Here is a 15,916-nt window from a genome sequence, read left to right as displayed (position 1 = left end):
CCCAACCTAACATCTTGGTCGCTTCACTGCTTCTCTGATAAGTTGCAAATATGACTACGGAAGCTGTTGTGGCGGGCCGATGGTCCGCGTCCGACCTGCGTGCCCTCCATGCCCCGGTGATCTGCGACGTCCTGGACCAGATCGGGCGTCACCACCAGTTCCTCCCGCCCGAGATCCGGCCGATCGCCACCGACATGGTCGTGATCGGACGCGCCATGCCGGTCCTGATCGCCGACGTCTTCGGGGTCCAGCGCAACCCGTTCGGGCGGCTCACCGAGGCCCTCGACGACCTGCGCCGCGGTGAGGTGTACCTGGCGTACAACGGCGCGGGGCTCGCCGCGGGGTGGGGCGAGATCCTGACAGTGGCGGCCACGCGGCGCGGCGCGGCGGGCGCGGTCATCGACGGGTTCCACCGTGACACCGCGGGGGTGCTCGAGCACGGGTTCCCGGTCTTCAGCCGGGGCGGGTACGCGCAGGATGCCGGCGCGCGGAAGTCGGTCCTCGACTTCCGTACGCCGGTCGAGGTCGGGGGCGTGCTCGTCACCCCGGGCGACCTCGTGTTCGGCGACCGTGACGGGGTCGTGGTCGTGCCGCAGGACGTCGAGGTCGAGGTGGTCGAGAGGGCGCTCGAGAAGGTTGCGACCGAGAACCGGGTCCTGGCCGCCGTTCGAGGCGGAATGTCGACGACCGAGGCGTTCGCCACCTTCGGCGTGCTCTGAGCACCCCGAACCGTGTTCCACCGCTCGGCCCTGCACGGCCGACGACGATCAGGAAGGACAGCGCGATGAGCGCAATCAGGTCGATCACCACCGCGGTGGTGGAGGCGAACTTCGACTGGACCATCGTCCGGGTCGAGAACGAGGACGGCGTGGTCGGCTGGGGAGAATGCTTCTTCGCTCCCGGGCTCACACGCATCGTCAACCACATGGCGGAGCTCGCCGTCGGGGACGACTCGCGTAACGTCGAAGCGGTCCTCGCGCGGCTTCGCGCGGCCGCGTCGGGTGCCGGGTCGGTAGGCGGGATCATCCACAACGCGCTCTCCGGCATCGACGCCGCGCTGTGGGACCTCAACGCGCGGGCGCTCGGCGTCCCGCTGTGGCGGCTGCTCGGCGGCCGCTTCCACGACAGCGTCCGGGTGTACGCCGACTGTCACGGCGGGTCCGGCCTCATGAGCTTGGGCCCAATGCTCGACATCCGTCGGCCCCGCTGGGCCGCCGGCGAGGCGGTGGCCGACGGCACGATCGGGCGCAGCCTGTTCGACATCGACGCCGAGACCGAACCGGTGGATCTCGACCTGCTCGCGCGGCGTGCCGCGGAGGCCGTCGAGCGAGGGTTCGACGCGCTGAAGTTCGATCTCGACGTCCCGGGTCTCCTGCCGGTCCGCCCGGGGTCGCGCACCATGCCGCCCGGGGCCGAGTCGCTCGCGCGCGACATGGTCGACGCCATCCGGGCGGGTGCCGGGCCCGACGTCGAGCTGGCGTTCGACCTGCACTGGCGCTACGACTACGGGTCCGCGGCCCGGCTCGCCGAGGCGGTGTCGCACGTGCCGATCCTGTGGCTCGAGGACCCCATGCCGCCGGAGAACGTCGCGGGTCTCCTCTCCCTGGCGCGGTCGACCAGCACGCCCCTCGGCGGAGGCGAGAACCTCATCGGGTACCGCTCGTTCGAGGAGGTCGTCCAGGGCGGCGCCCTGGCCGTGGTCACCCCCGACCTGGGGAAGTTTGGCGGGGTCTCCGAGGCTCGACGCCTCGCGGCCGCCGCCGCGGACCGCGGCCTGTCGATCGCCCCGCACAACATCGCCGGACCGGTCGGAACCGCCTTCGCGGCGCAGCTCTCGTCGACCTGGTCCAACTTCCTCGCGCTCGAGTTCCACGCCCAGGACGTGCCGTTCTTCGACGAGCTCGTCACAGAGCCGCTCCTCGTCGGCGGCCAGATCGCCGTGACCGACCGGCCAGGCATCGGCGTCGAGCCCGACCTCGACGTCGTCCGCCGCTGGGCGAAGGCGGGCGAGCCCGTCTTCGGGGAACCTGCCGCCTGACGGGCGCACGACGGCACACGGGCCGGCGGCGATACCGCCCTCGGCCTGGCAGGGTTCGGCCTGCCGCCCCGCCGGACGGACGACCGTCACGGCAGCCACCATGATTCCCTCATCGAGGAGGAACGATGTCTCACCCGCCAACGGCGACGGACGTGACGCAGGACCACGACGAGCCCGTCGTCGACCAGGCGAATGTCCGCCGGGCCGCGCTGGCCGGCCTCGTCGGCACCGCGCTCGAGCAGTACGACTTCGTCATCTACGGCACCGCCGCCGCGATCATCTTCAACTCGCTGTTCTTCCCCGACGCGTCCCCGGCGATGGGAGTCATCGCCTCGCTCGGTACGTACGCCGTCGGCTTCCTCGCACGTCCGCTCGGCGGCCTCTTCTTCGCGCGGTACGGCGACCGGCTCGGCCGAAAGTGGGTCCTCGTCGCGACCCTCTACCTCATGGGGATCGCGACGTTCGCCATCGGGCTCCTGCCGACCTACCACCAGGCGGGCATCCTCGCCCCGGCGCTGCTCGTGGTCTGCCGGCTGCTCCAGGGGTTCGGCGCCGGGGCGGAGCAGGCCGGTGGCGTGACCCTGCTCGCGGAGACCGCGCGGAGGAGCCGCCGGGGGTTCTATACGTCGCTGGTCTTCGTCGGGGCCGCGCTCGGGTCCGTGCTCGGCGCCCTCGCGTGGCTGCTCGCGCAGCGGATGCCGGAGGAGGCCCTGCAGACGTACGGCTGGCGCCTGGTCTTCTTCTCCTCCATCTTCGTGACGATCGCCGCCTACGTGCTCCGGCGCAGGCTCCACGAGTCGCCGGTCTTCAAGGAGACCGAGAAGGCGCGCATCGGTGCGGCGGACACCCCGATCAAGGACGTCCTGAAGAACGGGCGCCCCGGCCTGTGGCGTGTCTTCCTCATCAACATGGGCTCCAACGGGCAGAGCTACATCTACCAGGTGTTCCTCGGGAGCTACCTCGTCACGTGGGTCGGGGTGGAGGCGAGCTTCATCCCCGAGGTGCTGCTCTGGGGAGCGATCGGGGCGTGCGCCGTGACCGTGATCAGCGGGCGCCTCACCGACACCCTGGGACGCAAGCCGGTGATCCTCGGCGTCCTCGTGTTCCTCCTCGCCTTCCCGATCCCGGCCTTCCTGCTCATCGACACCGGCAACACGTTCCTCGTCGGGCTCGTGGTGGTCATCGGTTTCATGATGGTCTACGGCACGGTGGGCTCCCAGGGGGCCTTCTACGCCGAGATGTTCGGCTCTCGATACCGGTACGCCGGCGTCTCGATCGCCCGGGAGTTCTCAGCCGTCCTGGGAGGCGGTATCGCCCCGATGGTGGCGTCGGCCCTCATCACCTGGGCGTCCGGCTCCTGGTGGCCCGTCGCGATCTACATGATGCTCATGGTCGGAGCCTCCATCGTCGCCACCCTCCTGTCGCCCGAGACCCGCGGCAGAGACCTGCGTCTCGAGCAGGACGCCGTCACCCCCGCGCACTGATCCGCCCACCCGTGAAAGGCCCGCGATGAAGCTCCTCCTGCCCGACGCGCTCCCGCTCGCCCCGTCGGTGCCCGACGACGTCCGCACCGTCGTGTACGACGCATCGTCGCCCGTCCCGGACGACCATCTGGACGCAACCGCTCTGGTGACCTGGGGCAGCACCCGACAGGACCTGGCCGCGGTGGCCGGACGGATGCCCGACCTGCGCTGGGTGCAGACCCTCGCGGCCGGCCCGGACGACGTCCTTGCCGCCGGCTTCGCGTCCGACGTCGTCCTCACGTGCGGCACCGGGCTGCACTCCCGGACGGTGGCCGAGCACGCGCTGACCCTCGTGCTGGGCCTCGTGCGGCGGATGCCGCGGATGCGGCGCGCGCAGGCCGAGCACCGGTGGGCGTCCGAGCTCGGCGGGTTGCAGCCGCTGCGCCCCGACGGCGCCGTCACCACCCTGCTCGGCGCCCGGGTCCTGATCTGGGGGCTCGGGAGCATCGGGGGCGCGTTGGCACCGCTGCTCCGCCAGCTCGGGGCCGACGTGCGGGGCGTCGCCCGGTCTGCCGGGGAACGGGGTGGCGTCCCCGTCGTGGCCGAGGCCGATCTCGACGAGGAGCTCGCCGGCACGGACGTCCTCGTCATGATCCTTCCCACGACCCGGGCGACCGATCGAGCGCTGGACGCGCGTCGCCTCGCGGCACTCCCGCCTGGCGCGTACGTCGTGAACGTGGGGCGCGGGTCCACGGTGGACGAGGAGGCCCTCGTCGACGCCTTGCGTGCGGGGCGGCTCGCGGGCGCCGCACTCGACGTCGCAGCGACCGAGCCGTTGCCGGCCGGCTCGCCCCTCTGGGACGCGCCCGGGCTCGTCCTCACGCCGCACGCGGCGGGAGGGCGGCCGGTCGGCGCCGACGAGCTCATCGCGCACAACCTCCGCGCGCTGCGTGCCGGGGAGAACCTGCGCAACGTGGTGCCCCGATGAGAGCGTCTGCCCCGAGCAGGGAAGTGCCCGCGCGCCCGCGGGTGTTCGCGGGGGCGTACGCGCTGTGCGATGACGGCGGGGGGGCCGCCCGAGTGGTACCCCGCGCTCGAAGCCGACGGGGTCACGGGGCTCGAGCACCCCGTCCACGCCGACGACCCCGATGCGCTCCTCACACTCGCCCATAACCTCCCGCCCTCCTGGGATCTCCTGCTCACGACCGCGCCCATGACGAGCTCCCGCCTCGCCGGGCGTCCCGCATACGGGCTTGCCTCGGGGGACCAGGACGGGAGGGCGAAGGCGGTCGACGACGTGCGGGCGTGCCTCGACGCGGCCGCACGTGTCGACGAGGCCGCCGGGAGGCGACGGGTGACGGGGATCGAGCTGCACACGGCGCCGGGCCCGGCGCACGGGGACCCCGAGTCCCTCGTCCGTAGCCTCGCCGAGCTCGCCGCGACGGCCCCCGTGCCGGTTCCACTCGTCGTCGAGCACTGCGATGCACCGAGCGGGAACGGGCCGCCCGACAAGGGATACCTGCGCCTGGAGGACGAGGTGCGTGCAGCCGGGGCCGCCGCCGCAGCCTCGGGCCACCCGGTGCGGCTCGGCGTCAACTGGGGTCGCTCCGCCGTCGAGGGGCGCAGCACCTCGACCCCCGTCGAGCACGCGCGCACAGCGGCCGCGTCGGGCCTGCTCGCCACGGCCGTCCTCTCGGGCACGTCCTCCTCGGCCGGTCCCTGGGGCGAGGCCTGGAGAGACGTGCACGTGCCGCCATACGGCGCACCGCCCCTCCCGCCGGACGGCGGCGGCACCCGCCTCGGGCTTGCGGAGGCGACGGACTTCGTCGTTGCCTGCGGTCACCTGGCCGTCCTGGGGGTGAAGGTTGCCGCGCCCCCGGCCGCGCCGATGACGGACCGGTTGGCGCTTATACGCGCGTCGGTGCGGGTCGCGAAATGCGCATTGGAGCGGAGGCGACATCCAAGGGACTCGCCGGCCGGATTCCGGTGACAATCTTCGGATGGATGGGAAGGAGCGAAAACGGATCCGCCGATCCGATTGCTCGCCCGTATCGTTGCCATCGCGGTCGCGCTGGACGGGCTGCTGTGGTTCTGCCCCCTTCTGGGTCGGCGTCACCAGCCCGTGCAGCAGACCGCGTCGTGTGGCGGGTCGCGCCGGGACCTCTGGGAAGTCGCCGAGGCGTACGCTCGCGACGTCGATGAGCCGGCCTCGGTTGCGCGCCGCGGCTCGCACCAGATCCATGCTGCGTCCGGCCGTTGCAGCTCGAATCAGACGGACCGCCGGACAGCCCGCGGCCAGATCTGAGTGAGGGCCTCGGAGATGGCGTTCGCGACGTCCGGCATGCGCTCTTGGGGCATGCGGACGACTGGCGCGGACACGCTCACGGCGTTGTGGGCGTCCGAGCCGGGCAACGCGACCGCGACGGCGCGCATGAGGTCGGCGCTCTCCTCGTCGTCCACGCCGTAGCCGCGCTCGCGCGTTCGGTCGAGTTCGTCGCGAAGGGCCGACAACGAGGTGATGGTCGAAGGCGTCAAGCGGTCGAGATCGTCGCCGACGACCCGGACGACCTCGTCCCAGGTGTACGTGGCGAGGATCGCCTTGCCCATCGCTGTGGCGTGGGCGGGGAGCCGACGGCCGACGGCGCTGAACATGCGCAGCGGGTGGGTCGACTCGCGCTTTGCAAGGTAGACCACGTCAGACCCGTCGAGGCGACCCAGATGTGAGGCCTCCCCGAAGCGGTCGGTCAGGGTGGTCAGAACAGGCTCGGTCAGATGCACGATCTCATCGGCGTCGACGTAGCTCGTACCGGCCTGCAGGGCACGAAGACCCACGCGGTAGCGCGAGTGGGTGAGGTCGTCGGTCTCGACCCAGCCTCGTCGCTCGAGCGTGCCCAAGAGCTTGTGGAGGCTGCTCTTCGGCACCCCAAGGGCCTGGAGGATCTGGGTGAACGTCATGGGCACCTGTGCTCGCGCGAGGAGCTCCAGGACGTCGAGCGTCCGCTCGGACGACTTCACGCCTTCAGGCGCTGGGCCGGTGGCTGTCATGCGATCGATGCTAGCAGCGTTCACATTGAGGAACTCAGTTCACATGAGTCGCCCAGAACTCTTGACACTGCAAGCATGCGTCCCTAGCGTTGTCAGCATAGCGAACGAAGTTCACATACAGGAACAGAGCAAGGGAGCTCGACGTGGTTGCTCGTAGAAGTGTCGCGGCCGTCCTGGGTGTCGTCGCCCTGTCCACCGGGCTCGCTGCGTGCGGGTCCGGCGGAGGCGGCTCCGAGGATGGCCAGGTCACCCTCACCTACTGGACGAGCGTCGAGGAGGACACGCTCGCCGCGGGGGAGGGGCCTGTCATCGAGGCGTTCGAGAAGGCGAACCCGGACATCAAGGTCGAGGTCGAGAAGATCGCCTTCGGCGACTACAACACCAAGCTGCAGACGGAGATGCGCGGCGGTGCCGGCCCGGACGTCGGCCGCGTGAATCACACCGACGTGCAGACCTACGCCGCAGCCGGGTTCCTGCTCCCGCTCGACGATGCGATCGCGGCCGGCGACATCGACACCAAGCCCCTGATCCCAGGCCCGGTCGACGTGGGCAAGGTCGGAGGCAAGCAACTCTCGCTGCCGCTCACCACCGACGCCCGAGTCCTCTACGTCAACCTCGACATGCTCGCGGAGCACGGGATCGACACTGCGCCGGAGACGTGGAGCGAGCTGCTCGCCGACGTCAAGGCGTTCGCCGGCACCGACGAGTACGGCTATGGCTTCACGACGGACAGCGACTACGCATTGTCCTACGAGTCGGCAGGGCCCTATATCAACACTGCAGGCGGACTCATTCTCGACGCGGAGGGCACGCAGGCGGTCGCGAGCTCGGACGCGCAGACCGGTGCCGCAGTACAGCTCCTGCAGGACATCGTCGCGACCGGTGCCGTGCCGCCGGGCCTGGACAACCTCTCCGGCGACACCGTGTCGCAGCTGTTCGCGAAGAAGAAGCTCGCAATGATGCTCGGTGGCCCGTGGGTCCGACCCCAGATCGAGGGCTACAACCCCGACATGAAGTACGGCGAGGACTGGGCGACCGTCCCCGTACCGGTGCAGAACGCCGGCGACGCGTCGTCCTCGACGGCGGGCGGCTGGCAGGTCGGGGCGTTCAAGAATTCCGAGCACCCTGAGGAGGCCGCCAAGCTCGTCGGGTGGATGACCAAGCCCGAGAACCTCGAGGCGATCAACAAGACCGAGGCGTTTCCCCCGACCGTCGACGGACTGACGGTCTCCCCGTGGAGCGACGATCCGTTCTACGACGCGTTCGAGGCCGTGCTCCCCGAGGCGCGGGTCCCGATCACCCCGGTCGCGCGGCTCGCCGAGGTCTCCGCGGCGTTCGAGAACATCCTGGAACCGGCCGTCATCAAGCCCGGTGCTTCGGTGCCCGACGCGTTGTCGGAGTTCGACGCCAAGGCCGACGAGATCATCAAGTAGGTCGACGTGACCTGGCCAACGAACGGCAGCTCATGACTCTTCAGACGATCGACACGCGAGCCGGGGACCACGCCATCGCCCCGGCAGGCCGTCGGGCTCAGGGTGTGCGCCGACCGACAGCCTGGCCCTATGCGACGCCAGCTTTCATCGCGCTCGGCCTGCTGCTCGTGTATCCCCTCGGATACAACATCTGGCTGAGCCTCCACATCGACCGGCTCAGCGCCGACGACGGGAAGTTCGTCGGACTCCAGAACTACGTGGACGTCCTGACCCAGGGCGAGCTGGCCGGGACGATCGGCCGCACCCTCGTCTTCACGTTCGGTTCGATGGTCCTGCAGTTCGCCATCGGCCTCGTGGCCGCGCTGGCGCTCGAGTTCTTCCCCCGCGCCAGCCGCGCGATGCGTCCGCTACTGCTCGCTCCGTGGGTCATCCCCGCGGTCGCGGTGGGAGCCATCTGGGCTTCGATCCTGGACACGAACACGGGGATGGCGAACGCGGTCCTGGCCGTGTTCGGCGGCAGCCCCGTGGCGTGGCTGTCCAGCCCCGCGCTCGCCATGGGGTCGCTCATCGTGGTGAACACGTGGAAGGCGGCACCGTACTGGATCCTCATGATCTCGGCGGCGCTGAAGACCATCCCCAAGGAACTGGAGGAGGCGGCGCGCGTGGACGGTGCCCCGTACTGGCGCATCGTCTGGCACGTCCTGCTCCCCGGCATCCGCCCCGTGGTGGTCACGACCGGGCTGCTCGCCTTCATCTGGACCTTCAACTACTTCGACCTGGTCTATCTGCTCACGAACGGAGGCCCGGACAACGCCACTCGCACACTGCCGTTCGCCATCTGGGAGTCGTCGTTGAAGTTCAACAGATTCGACCAAGCCGCCACGTACTCGGTCCTGTCCGTCCTGATCACCGGCATCGCGATCGCGTTCTACATGCGAGTCGCGCGAAGGGGCGTCCGATGACTGCGATCCCGGCCCGACGTGGACACCGCCGTCCGTGGGCGGCGGGAACGATCCTCACGCTCGTGCTCATCGGGACGCTCCTCCCGATGTACTGGCTGGTGACCTCGTCACTGAAGCCCTCCACCGAGATCTCGGAGATCCCGGCGACGCTCTTCCCGCACTCCCTCACCTTCGACAACTTTCGTCAGGTGTGGAGCGCGGGAGAGATCCCGTCGGCCTCGGCGCGGTCCCTGGGTATCGCGCTGGTGACCACCGCGTGCGTGGTGGTGCTCGCGTCGATGTCGGCGTACGCCGCGACCCATCTGCGCTACCGGTTCTCCTCTCACATGCTGACGATGGGATTCGTCACGCAGCTGCTACCCCAGGCCGCGACGCTGGTCCCGGTGTTCATCCTGTGGACCAGCCTCGGTCTCGTGGGTTCGCTGCCCGGACTCACGCTGGCCTACATCGGGTTCCAGCTACCCGTGGCTGTCTGGATCATCACCGGCCACTTCGCGTCCGTGCCGACCGAGGTCGTCGAGGCGGCCTCCGTCGATGGGAGCAAGCCGCTGCGGACGTTGTTCCGCATCGTGGTTCCCATGGCCGCTCCGGGCATCGCCGCCGTCGCCATCTGGGCCGTGATCGGGTGCTGGAGCGAGCTGATGTTCGCCCTCATCCTGCTGTCGAGCGACACACAGACCGTGCCCGTCGCGCTGGCGGGGATGGTGGGTCAGCACACGACCGACTGGGGTCTCGTGCTGGCAGCGTCGACGATCGCCGCGCTCCCTCCCCTGATCCTCTTTTTCCTCCTGCAGAAGTACTTCGCCAACGGCATCTCCGGCGCCGTCAAGGGCTAACACGAGAGGCACACGTGCTCGACATCGACCGCATCAGCATCATCCCGACCTCCCACCTGGACCTCTTTTGGCTGGGTGACTACCGCAACTGCCTCACACGGGGGGACGCCCTCATCCGGCGCTACCTCGACCGGGCGGAGGAGTCCGGCGACGAGACCTTCGTCATCGACACCGCGATCTTCGCGGAACACTTCCTGCGGACCCATCCTCACTACGAGCCGCTGGTGCGGAAGCTGATTGCCGAGAACCGTCTCGAGATCGGCGGCGCCTACATCGACCGGTGGGAGAACCTCGTCCTCGGGGAGTCGCTCATCCGCAACATCCAGATCGGCCGCCGGTGGGTTCGCGACCGGCTCGGTGTCGAGACGCGCCTCGCGGCGCACCCCGACCTTCCGGGCCTCAACGCGCAGACCGCTCAGATCTACGCGCAGGCGGGTGTCCGCTACTACGTGACGTCCCGGAAGATCTTCCACGAGGGACGCATCTGGCGGCACGTCGCGCCGGACGGAACACCGCTGCACATGATCACCTGGCCCGTGCACTACGTCTTCGTGCCGTTCCGGCCCGGGGCCATCGAGCCTGAGGGGTCGGGTCACTTCGTCGCGGACCACTCCCTCTCGCACGACGAACTGCGCGAGCGGTACCCGCACGGGACGGTGGCGATGGCCGGCGGCGCCGGCGACCTTACGGGCCCTGAGGACTTCATCACCCGGTACGGTAAGGACCAGCGCGCATACGTGCAGCAGTTCCGTACCGAGTTCCCCGAGATCGAGGTGGACTACGCCGTCCCCTCGACCGTGATGCAGCCCTATCTGGACGACCCGGTGGACCTGCCTGAACGTGATGGCTCCTTCCCGAGCGTCTGGGGTGTGGCCCCCGACGAGGAGATGCGGTTCTTCCATCGGGTCCGCATGCTCGAGCGGGACCTGCTCGACGCCGAGACGTCGGCGGTGATCGCCGCAGCAGGCGGACGTGCCGCGGTGCCCGAGTCGGCTGCGCGGTGGCGTGGCGTCTATGGCGAGGACTCCTTCTTCGAGCCGGACGACTTCGCGCCCGTGGGGCGCGAGTTCGAGTGGCTCTGGCGCATGCAGGCGTTCACGCAGGACCACAACGGCGGCGGGCAGGACGGTGCACTGTCCGTCTTCCAGAAGAAGGTGCGCCACGACCGTGCCCGCGGGTACGCGAGGGAGGTCGTCGAGCACGTGGCCGCCGGTGATGACGCCGAGCGGCTGCTCGTGCTCTCGACCCGGTTCGGCGACGACCCCGTGCTGACGGTGGACCCGGAGGACGTCGGCCCCCTGACCGGACTCCTCGAGGAGGTCCCGGCGGGCCGGCGGCAGGAGCTGCACCACGCTGACCGCTCCACGTCGGTCGCGGTGACGGCGCACGTCCCCGATGGGATCGGCCTGCACGCGCTCGTCACCCGCGAGCCCGAGGGGTGCGTCGACGTCGTCGACGAGCCGGGACGCGTCGTCCTGACGTCGGCAGGGCTGCGGGTCGTCGTCTCGAAGACCGACGGGACCGTCGAGCTCGCTGCCGACGGCCCTGCGGTGCGTGCGCTCGAGCTGCCCTACGCCGTGCGCGAGCTGGGCAACGACGTCACCCTGCGGACCGACGAGTCGGTGCGGGTCGACGCCCTCCTCACCGGCGTCGAGGTCCTGTCGACCGGTCCGCTGTGCGCCCAGGTCGCGATCGGCTGGGACCTGCTGGACGTCAGGTGGCACCAGGTGCTCACCGTGTGGGCCCACGAGCCGTCACTCGACGTCGAGGTCGACGTCGAGTGGCCCGCCCTGGAGGACTGGCAGGTCCGCATGCCGGTGGTGCCGCGCGCACCACGGGACACCGTTCGGTACGGCACACCGTTCCACGGCTCCGACTGGGAGGACGTGCCCGAGGGCTCGCGCCCGTTCCAGCCTGACGAGATCGCGCCGGAGGACCAGCAGTCCTACCGCGAGGTGCAGCACTGGCTCACCGCGCAGGAGGGCGAGCTGACGTTGGCCGTCCTCACCGAGCACCCGGCGTGGCGATCGGCCGACGGCGAGACGAGCGCCGTCTTGCTGCGCACCGCGCCCTCGTGCGGCGACCCGCGCATGCACTGGACGAACCCGGGGCGCACGACGTGGCAGCTGCGGCTGCAGGTGGTCGGCCACGCCGGCGAGGCAGCACGGCTTGCGGACCGGCGCTGGCGGCGTGCCCGCCTGGTGGCGGGCGGCGCCGTCCCCACGACGGTGCTCGAGAACGCGGGTGACGACGTGCGGGTCTCCGCGTTCTACGTCGACGACGACGGAAGGCCCTGCGTCCGCCTCGTGAACCAGTCGGACCGCCTCGCACGGGTGTCGCTCGCGGGCGACCTCGCCCGCGACGGCGCCGAGCTCGTCGACCTCGACGACACCGTCCTCGGGGTGGTCGAGGCGCGTGAGGGCCGGCTACCGGTCGAGCTGTCCCCCTGGCGCATCCAGACCCTGCGGCTGCGGGCGCGACGGACGGAGGGCACCCGATGAGCGCCCGACGCGATGTCGATCTGGGCCTCGTCCGGTCACAGCTCGGCTCTGCCGTGCTCTCCGACGTGCTCGACGCGCACGGCCTGCGCCGCCAGTGCCTCGCCGCAGGCCTGGCGCCGCTGGGTCCTGACGACGTGGTCGCGGGCTGGGCGTTCCCGGTGGCGCTCCAGCGGGTTTCGGACGTGCCCGACCGCCCGTTCCGCGGACTGGTCACCGCGCTCGATGCGATCGGGCCCGACGAGGTCTTCGTGACCCCGACGGCTCGAGCCACCGATATCGCCGTGTGGGGGGAACTGCTCTCCACGGCCTGCACAGCGCGCGGGGCGGCCGGCGCCATCACCGACGGGCTCGTCCGCGACACCCGCCAGGTCCGTGAGCTGGGCTTCCCCGTGATCTCGGCAGGCACCATTCCCTACGACAGCCTGGGGCGCCACGAGATCGTCGCCCACGGCGTCGCGTGCCAGATCGACGGGGTGCGTATCGAGCCCGGCGACCTCGTGGTGGGCGATGCCGATGGCGTCGTGGTCGTGCCGGCCCGGCTCGCGGGACAGGCGGTGGCCGAGGCGGCGGCCAAGCGGCAAGGGGAGCGCGAGTTCCGCGCCGCGGTGGCAGCGGGCATGCCCGCTACCGAGGCGTTCGCCACGTTCGGGGTGCTCTAGCCGTGCCGAGCAGCACGGACCTGCGCGCCCTCACCGCGAACGACGCCCAGCTCGCCGACGTCGCGACCTTCGCGCACGTCGAGGGCACCGGGGTCGGAAGTCGCGTGCTCGCCGTCGCGCCCGACGGAGGGTTGCACACCCGGATCCTCCTGGACCACGGGCTCGACCTGGGCCGGGCCTGGTACGCGGGCCGGGCGATCTCCTGGACGTCGGCAGCCGGGCCGCGCGTGACGTCGCACGGCGCGACCGACGACGACGGCTGGCACCGCGGTTGGGAGGGCGGCCTGGTCACGACCTGCGGGCTGCGCAACGTCGGGGAACCACTGGCTGGTCAACCCCGCCACGGCCGGTACACCGAGAACGCCGCGCAGGGCGTGGCCGTGGAGACCGACCTCGAGGCCGGGACCGTGCAGGTACGAGGCGTGGTGCGGGAGAACGACGGCGTCGGCCGACTCCTGGTCGTGCGTAGGGAATGGACGTTCCACCTCGGGCAAGGGCACGTCGAGCTGCAGGACGTGACGACGAACGAGTCCGGTGCGCCCGTGATCGTCCCGATGCTCTATCACGTCAACCTCGGGTACCCCTTCCTGGAGCCCGGCTCACGGGTGGTGGGAAGCGCGGACGTCGAGTGCGGGCCGATGGGCGAGCCCCGGCGCCGCGACGACGAAGTGCGCACCTGGTCGGCAGAGCCCGTGGACGGGTGGTCCGCCGTCTCGGTGACCTCCCCCGCGCGCGGACAACGTGTCACGGTCCGCTGGAGGACTGCCGAGCTCCCCCTGTGCCATTCCTGGCGGAACTGGCGGCCCGGCGCGTACGTGCAGGGCATCGAGCCCGCGAACTGTGTCGTCGGGGGCGTCGACGAGCCGGGGCGGGGCGCGCCCGCGCTCGTGCCCGGCGAGTCGCGGACGACTCGACTGAGCATCCTGGTGGAGGAGTCATGACGACGGAGCTGCGCGGCATGAGAGCGCTGGTGACCGGTGCGACCGCCGGCATCGGCGAGGCGATCGCCCGGGCGTTCGCCGGGTCGGGGGCGCGGGTCCTCGTCCACGGGCGGGACGCCTCACGGGCGGCGGCGCTCGCCGCCGAGATCAACGGTGACGTCGTCGTCGGCGATCTGCTCGACCCCGCCACCCCCGCGTCCCTGGTCTCCGCTGCCCGGGCTACGGGCGGTCTCGACATCCTGGTCAACAACGCCGGCTTCGAGGAGCATGCGATCCTTGACGATCTCGACGGCCAGACGCTCGAACGCCTGATGCGTGTCAACTTCCTCGCGCCGGTCGAGACCGTGCGGCTCGCCGTCCCGCTCCTCGAGGCATCCGGGCGGGGAACGGTCGTCAACGTGACCTCGATCCACGAGTCCGTGCCCGTCGCGGGCAACGGCGGGTACGCCGCCGCGAAGGCCGCGCTCGCGGCCTGGACGCGGACGGCGTCGGTCGAGCTCGGACCTCGCCGGGTGCGCATCAACAACCTCGCGCCCGGCGCGATCGTGACCGACATGAATCGCGAGCTCATCGCCCGCGTGGGCCACGAGCGGTTCGCCCGCTGGATCCCGCTGGGTGCCCCCGGAAGCGTGGACCACGTCGCCCGGGCGGCCCTGTTCCTCGCCGGCGCCGACAGCGCCTACGTCACCGGCACGACGCTCACCGTCGACGGTGGCTACTCGAACCATCTTGTCCGGTACGCACCCGACCCGGGCGCGTCCTAGTCCACGGCGCGGCCGCCCTGTGGGGCCGCGTGTCCGCGACCGCTCCTGACGGTCGACGGCGAACCATCCTTGTGACACGGAGGTCTGATGTTCCAGCTCAGCGAGTTCCTCGCGCCCCGACCCGAGCCGTGGTGGCCGCTGATCCGGCAGGCGGGCGTTGAGAACGTCGTCGCGATCATGCGGGGCGCGGAGCAGGAGGAGCGTATCTTCGCCTCGGTCGGGGGCGCCCGACCGGTCCCGACGTTCGAGCCGGGGGAGGAGCCCTGGGGCGAGCGTGCGCTCGCCGCCGACGTGGCGACGTTCTCCGAGCACGGATTCACCGTGACCGCCGTCGAGGACACGGCCCCGATGGACGCCGTCCGCCTCGGGCTGCCGGGCCGCGACGAGCAGATCGAGCACGTCATCACGCAGGTCCGGTCGATGGGCCGGCTCGGGATCCCGGTCCTCTGCTACAACTGGATGGCCCGCTCCAGCTGGGCCCGCACACGTAACGACATCCCGGCCCGAGGCGGGGCCCTCGTCACAGGATTCCGCGCCGCCGACGCGGACGCCCTCGGGCCGCTCGTGCCCGCTGGGGAGGTGTCGGCCGACCAGATGTGGGAGGCGCTCGACTACTTCCTCGACGCCGTCGTTCCGGAGGCCGAGGCCGCCGGTGTGAGGCTCGCCCTGCACCCGGACGACCCGCCGCTCCCCAACGTGCGCGACCTGCCTCGCATCATGAGCTCGGTGGACGCCTACCGACGACTGCTGACGCTGAACACATCGTCCAGCAACGGCATCACCTTCTGCCAGGGGAATTTCGCGCTCATGACGCCAGACGTACCGGACGTGATCAGGGAGCTCGGGCGGGACGGGGCCATCGCGTTCGTCCACTTCCGTGACGTGAGAGGAACGGCGGACGACTTCGTCGAGACGTTCCACGACGATGGTCAGACGGACATGGCCGAGTGCATGAGAGCTTATGCAGCCGTGGGCTTCGACGGGCCGATGCGCCCGGACCACGTGCCGACGATGTCGGGCGAGGTCAACGACCGTCCGGGCTACGCGGTCCTGGGCCGACTGTTCGCCGCCGGGTACGTGCGCGGCCTGCAGCACGCGATCCACGGGCACCCCGCCGGGCGGCTCTCGTGAGCTGACCGGCAGGAAACGAAGCCGCACGGCCGCGGGGCAGGGGGGGGGGGGGGGGGGGAAACGGGGGGTGGGGCGATAGGACGGCGATCTTCTCTCGTCGGGGGGGCTCCCAGAGGTAGTGATGTCCGCTATCGCGACGGGAC

The 15,916-nt window shown here is 70.8% G+C and carries 14 protein-coding genes; 13 read left to right on the top strand and 1 reads right to left on the bottom strand.

Annotated features, from left to right (window positions below):
- Nucleotides 1-50 precede the first annotated feature (50 nt).
- The 5 genes from ACWF41_RS07470 to ACWF41_RS07450 all read left to right on the top strand — a co-directional run bounded on the left by ACWF41_RS07470 (nucleotide 51) and on the right by ACWF41_RS07450 (nucleotide 5,491).
- Nucleotides 51-719: an RraA family protein gene (locus ACWF41_RS07470; RefSeq protein ID WP_380315169.1), complete on the top strand. Its 669-nt coding sequence runs from the start codon at nucleotides 51-53 to the stop codon at nucleotides 717-719.
- 65 nt (nucleotides 720-784) lie between these two features.
- Entirely contained in the window at nucleotides 785-2,038 is a 1,254-nt protein-coding gene (locus ACWF41_RS07465; protein WP_380315166.1) for a mandelate racemase/muconate lactonizing enzyme family protein, read from the top strand.
- A gap of 125 nt (nucleotides 2,039-2,163) precedes the next feature.
- The gene (locus ACWF41_RS07460) at nucleotides 2,164-3,522 is read left to right on the top strand and encodes an MFS transporter (RefSeq protein WP_380315163.1); all 1,359 of its coding nucleotides are present in this window, start codon (nucleotides 2,164-2,166) and stop codon (nucleotides 3,520-3,522) included.
- A gap of 25 nt (nucleotides 3,523-3,547) precedes the next feature.
- Nucleotides 3,548-4,489 carry an NAD(P)-dependent oxidoreductase gene (locus ACWF41_RS07455; protein WP_380315160.1) on the top strand — a complete coding sequence of 314 codons (942 nt, stop codon included), beginning with the start codon at nucleotides 3,548-3,550 and terminating at the stop codon, nucleotides 4,487-4,489.
- A 69-nt stretch (nucleotides 4,490-4,558) separates the two neighbouring features.
- Nucleotides 4,559-5,491, top strand: coding sequence for a DUF4862 family protein (locus ACWF41_RS07450; protein ID WP_380315157.1), 933 nt, complete (start codon nucleotides 4,559-4,561; stop codon nucleotides 5,489-5,491).
- A gap of 278 nt (nucleotides 5,492-5,769) precedes the next feature.
- Here ACWF41_RS07450 and ACWF41_RS07445 read toward each other — a convergent pair whose 3' ends face one another.
- Nucleotides 5,770-6,546, bottom strand: coding sequence for an IclR family transcriptional regulator (locus ACWF41_RS07445; RefSeq protein ID WP_380315154.1), 777 nt, complete (start codon nucleotides 6,544-6,546; stop codon nucleotides 5,770-5,772).
- Between the two features lie 143 nt (nucleotides 6,547-6,689).
- Here ACWF41_RS07445 and ACWF41_RS07440 point away from each other — a divergent pair, with 143 nt between their 5' ends.
- From ACWF41_RS07440 to ACWF41_RS07405, 8 genes are all read left to right on the top strand, one after another.
- Nucleotides 6,690-7,979: an ABC transporter substrate-binding protein gene (locus ACWF41_RS07440; RefSeq protein ID WP_380315151.1), complete on the top strand. Its 1,290-nt coding sequence runs from the start codon at nucleotides 6,690-6,692 to the stop codon at nucleotides 7,977-7,979.
- 104 nt (nucleotides 7,980-8,083) lie between these two features.
- The gene (locus ACWF41_RS07435) at nucleotides 8,084-8,941 is read left to right on the top strand and encodes a carbohydrate ABC transporter permease (RefSeq protein WP_452182280.1); all 858 of its coding nucleotides are present in this window, start codon (nucleotides 8,084-8,086) and stop codon (nucleotides 8,939-8,941) included.
- Nucleotides 8,938-9,777, top strand: a complete 840-nt coding sequence (locus ACWF41_RS07430) for a carbohydrate ABC transporter permease (protein WP_380315145.1) — start codon at nucleotides 8,938-8,940, stop codon at nucleotides 9,775-9,777. Before ACWF41_RS07435 ends, ACWF41_RS07430 begins: the two co-directional genes overlap by 4 nt.
- 14 nt (nucleotides 9,778-9,791) lie before the next feature.
- Nucleotides 9,792-12,278 carry a glycoside hydrolase family 38 N-terminal domain-containing protein gene (locus ACWF41_RS07425; protein ID WP_380315142.1) on the top strand — a complete coding sequence of 829 codons (2,487 nt, stop codon included), beginning with the start codon at nucleotides 9,792-9,794 and terminating at the stop codon, nucleotides 12,276-12,278.
- Nucleotides 12,275-12,937, top strand: coding sequence for an RraA family protein (locus tag ACWF41_RS07420; protein ID WP_380315139.1), 663 nt, complete (start codon nucleotides 12,275-12,277; stop codon nucleotides 12,935-12,937). The genes ACWF41_RS07425 and ACWF41_RS07420 overlap by 4 nt, the downstream gene beginning before the upstream one ends.
- A gap of 2 nt (nucleotides 12,938-12,939) precedes the next feature.
- Nucleotides 12,940-13,878: a DUF4432 family protein gene (locus ACWF41_RS07415; RefSeq protein ID WP_380315135.1), complete on the top strand. Its 939-nt coding sequence runs from the start codon at nucleotides 12,940-12,942 to the stop codon at nucleotides 13,876-13,878.
- A complete protein-coding gene (locus tag ACWF41_RS07410) occupies nucleotides 13,875-14,642 on the top strand; it encodes an SDR family NAD(P)-dependent oxidoreductase (RefSeq protein ID WP_380315132.1) in 768 nt (255 codons plus the stop codon). The genes ACWF41_RS07415 and ACWF41_RS07410 overlap by 4 nt, the downstream gene beginning before the upstream one ends.
- Nucleotides 14,643-14,729: 87 nt before the next feature.
- A complete protein-coding gene (locus tag ACWF41_RS07405) occupies nucleotides 14,730-15,773 on the top strand; it encodes a mannonate dehydratase (protein WP_380315129.1) in 1,044 nt (347 codons plus the stop codon).
- Nucleotides 15,774-15,916: the final 143 nt, after the last annotated feature.

Source organism: Isoptericola sp. NPDC055063 (assembly GCF_053608125.1).
Note: the sequence above shows the minus strand (reverse complement) of the source record. Positions and strands in the feature narration are given on the sequence as shown.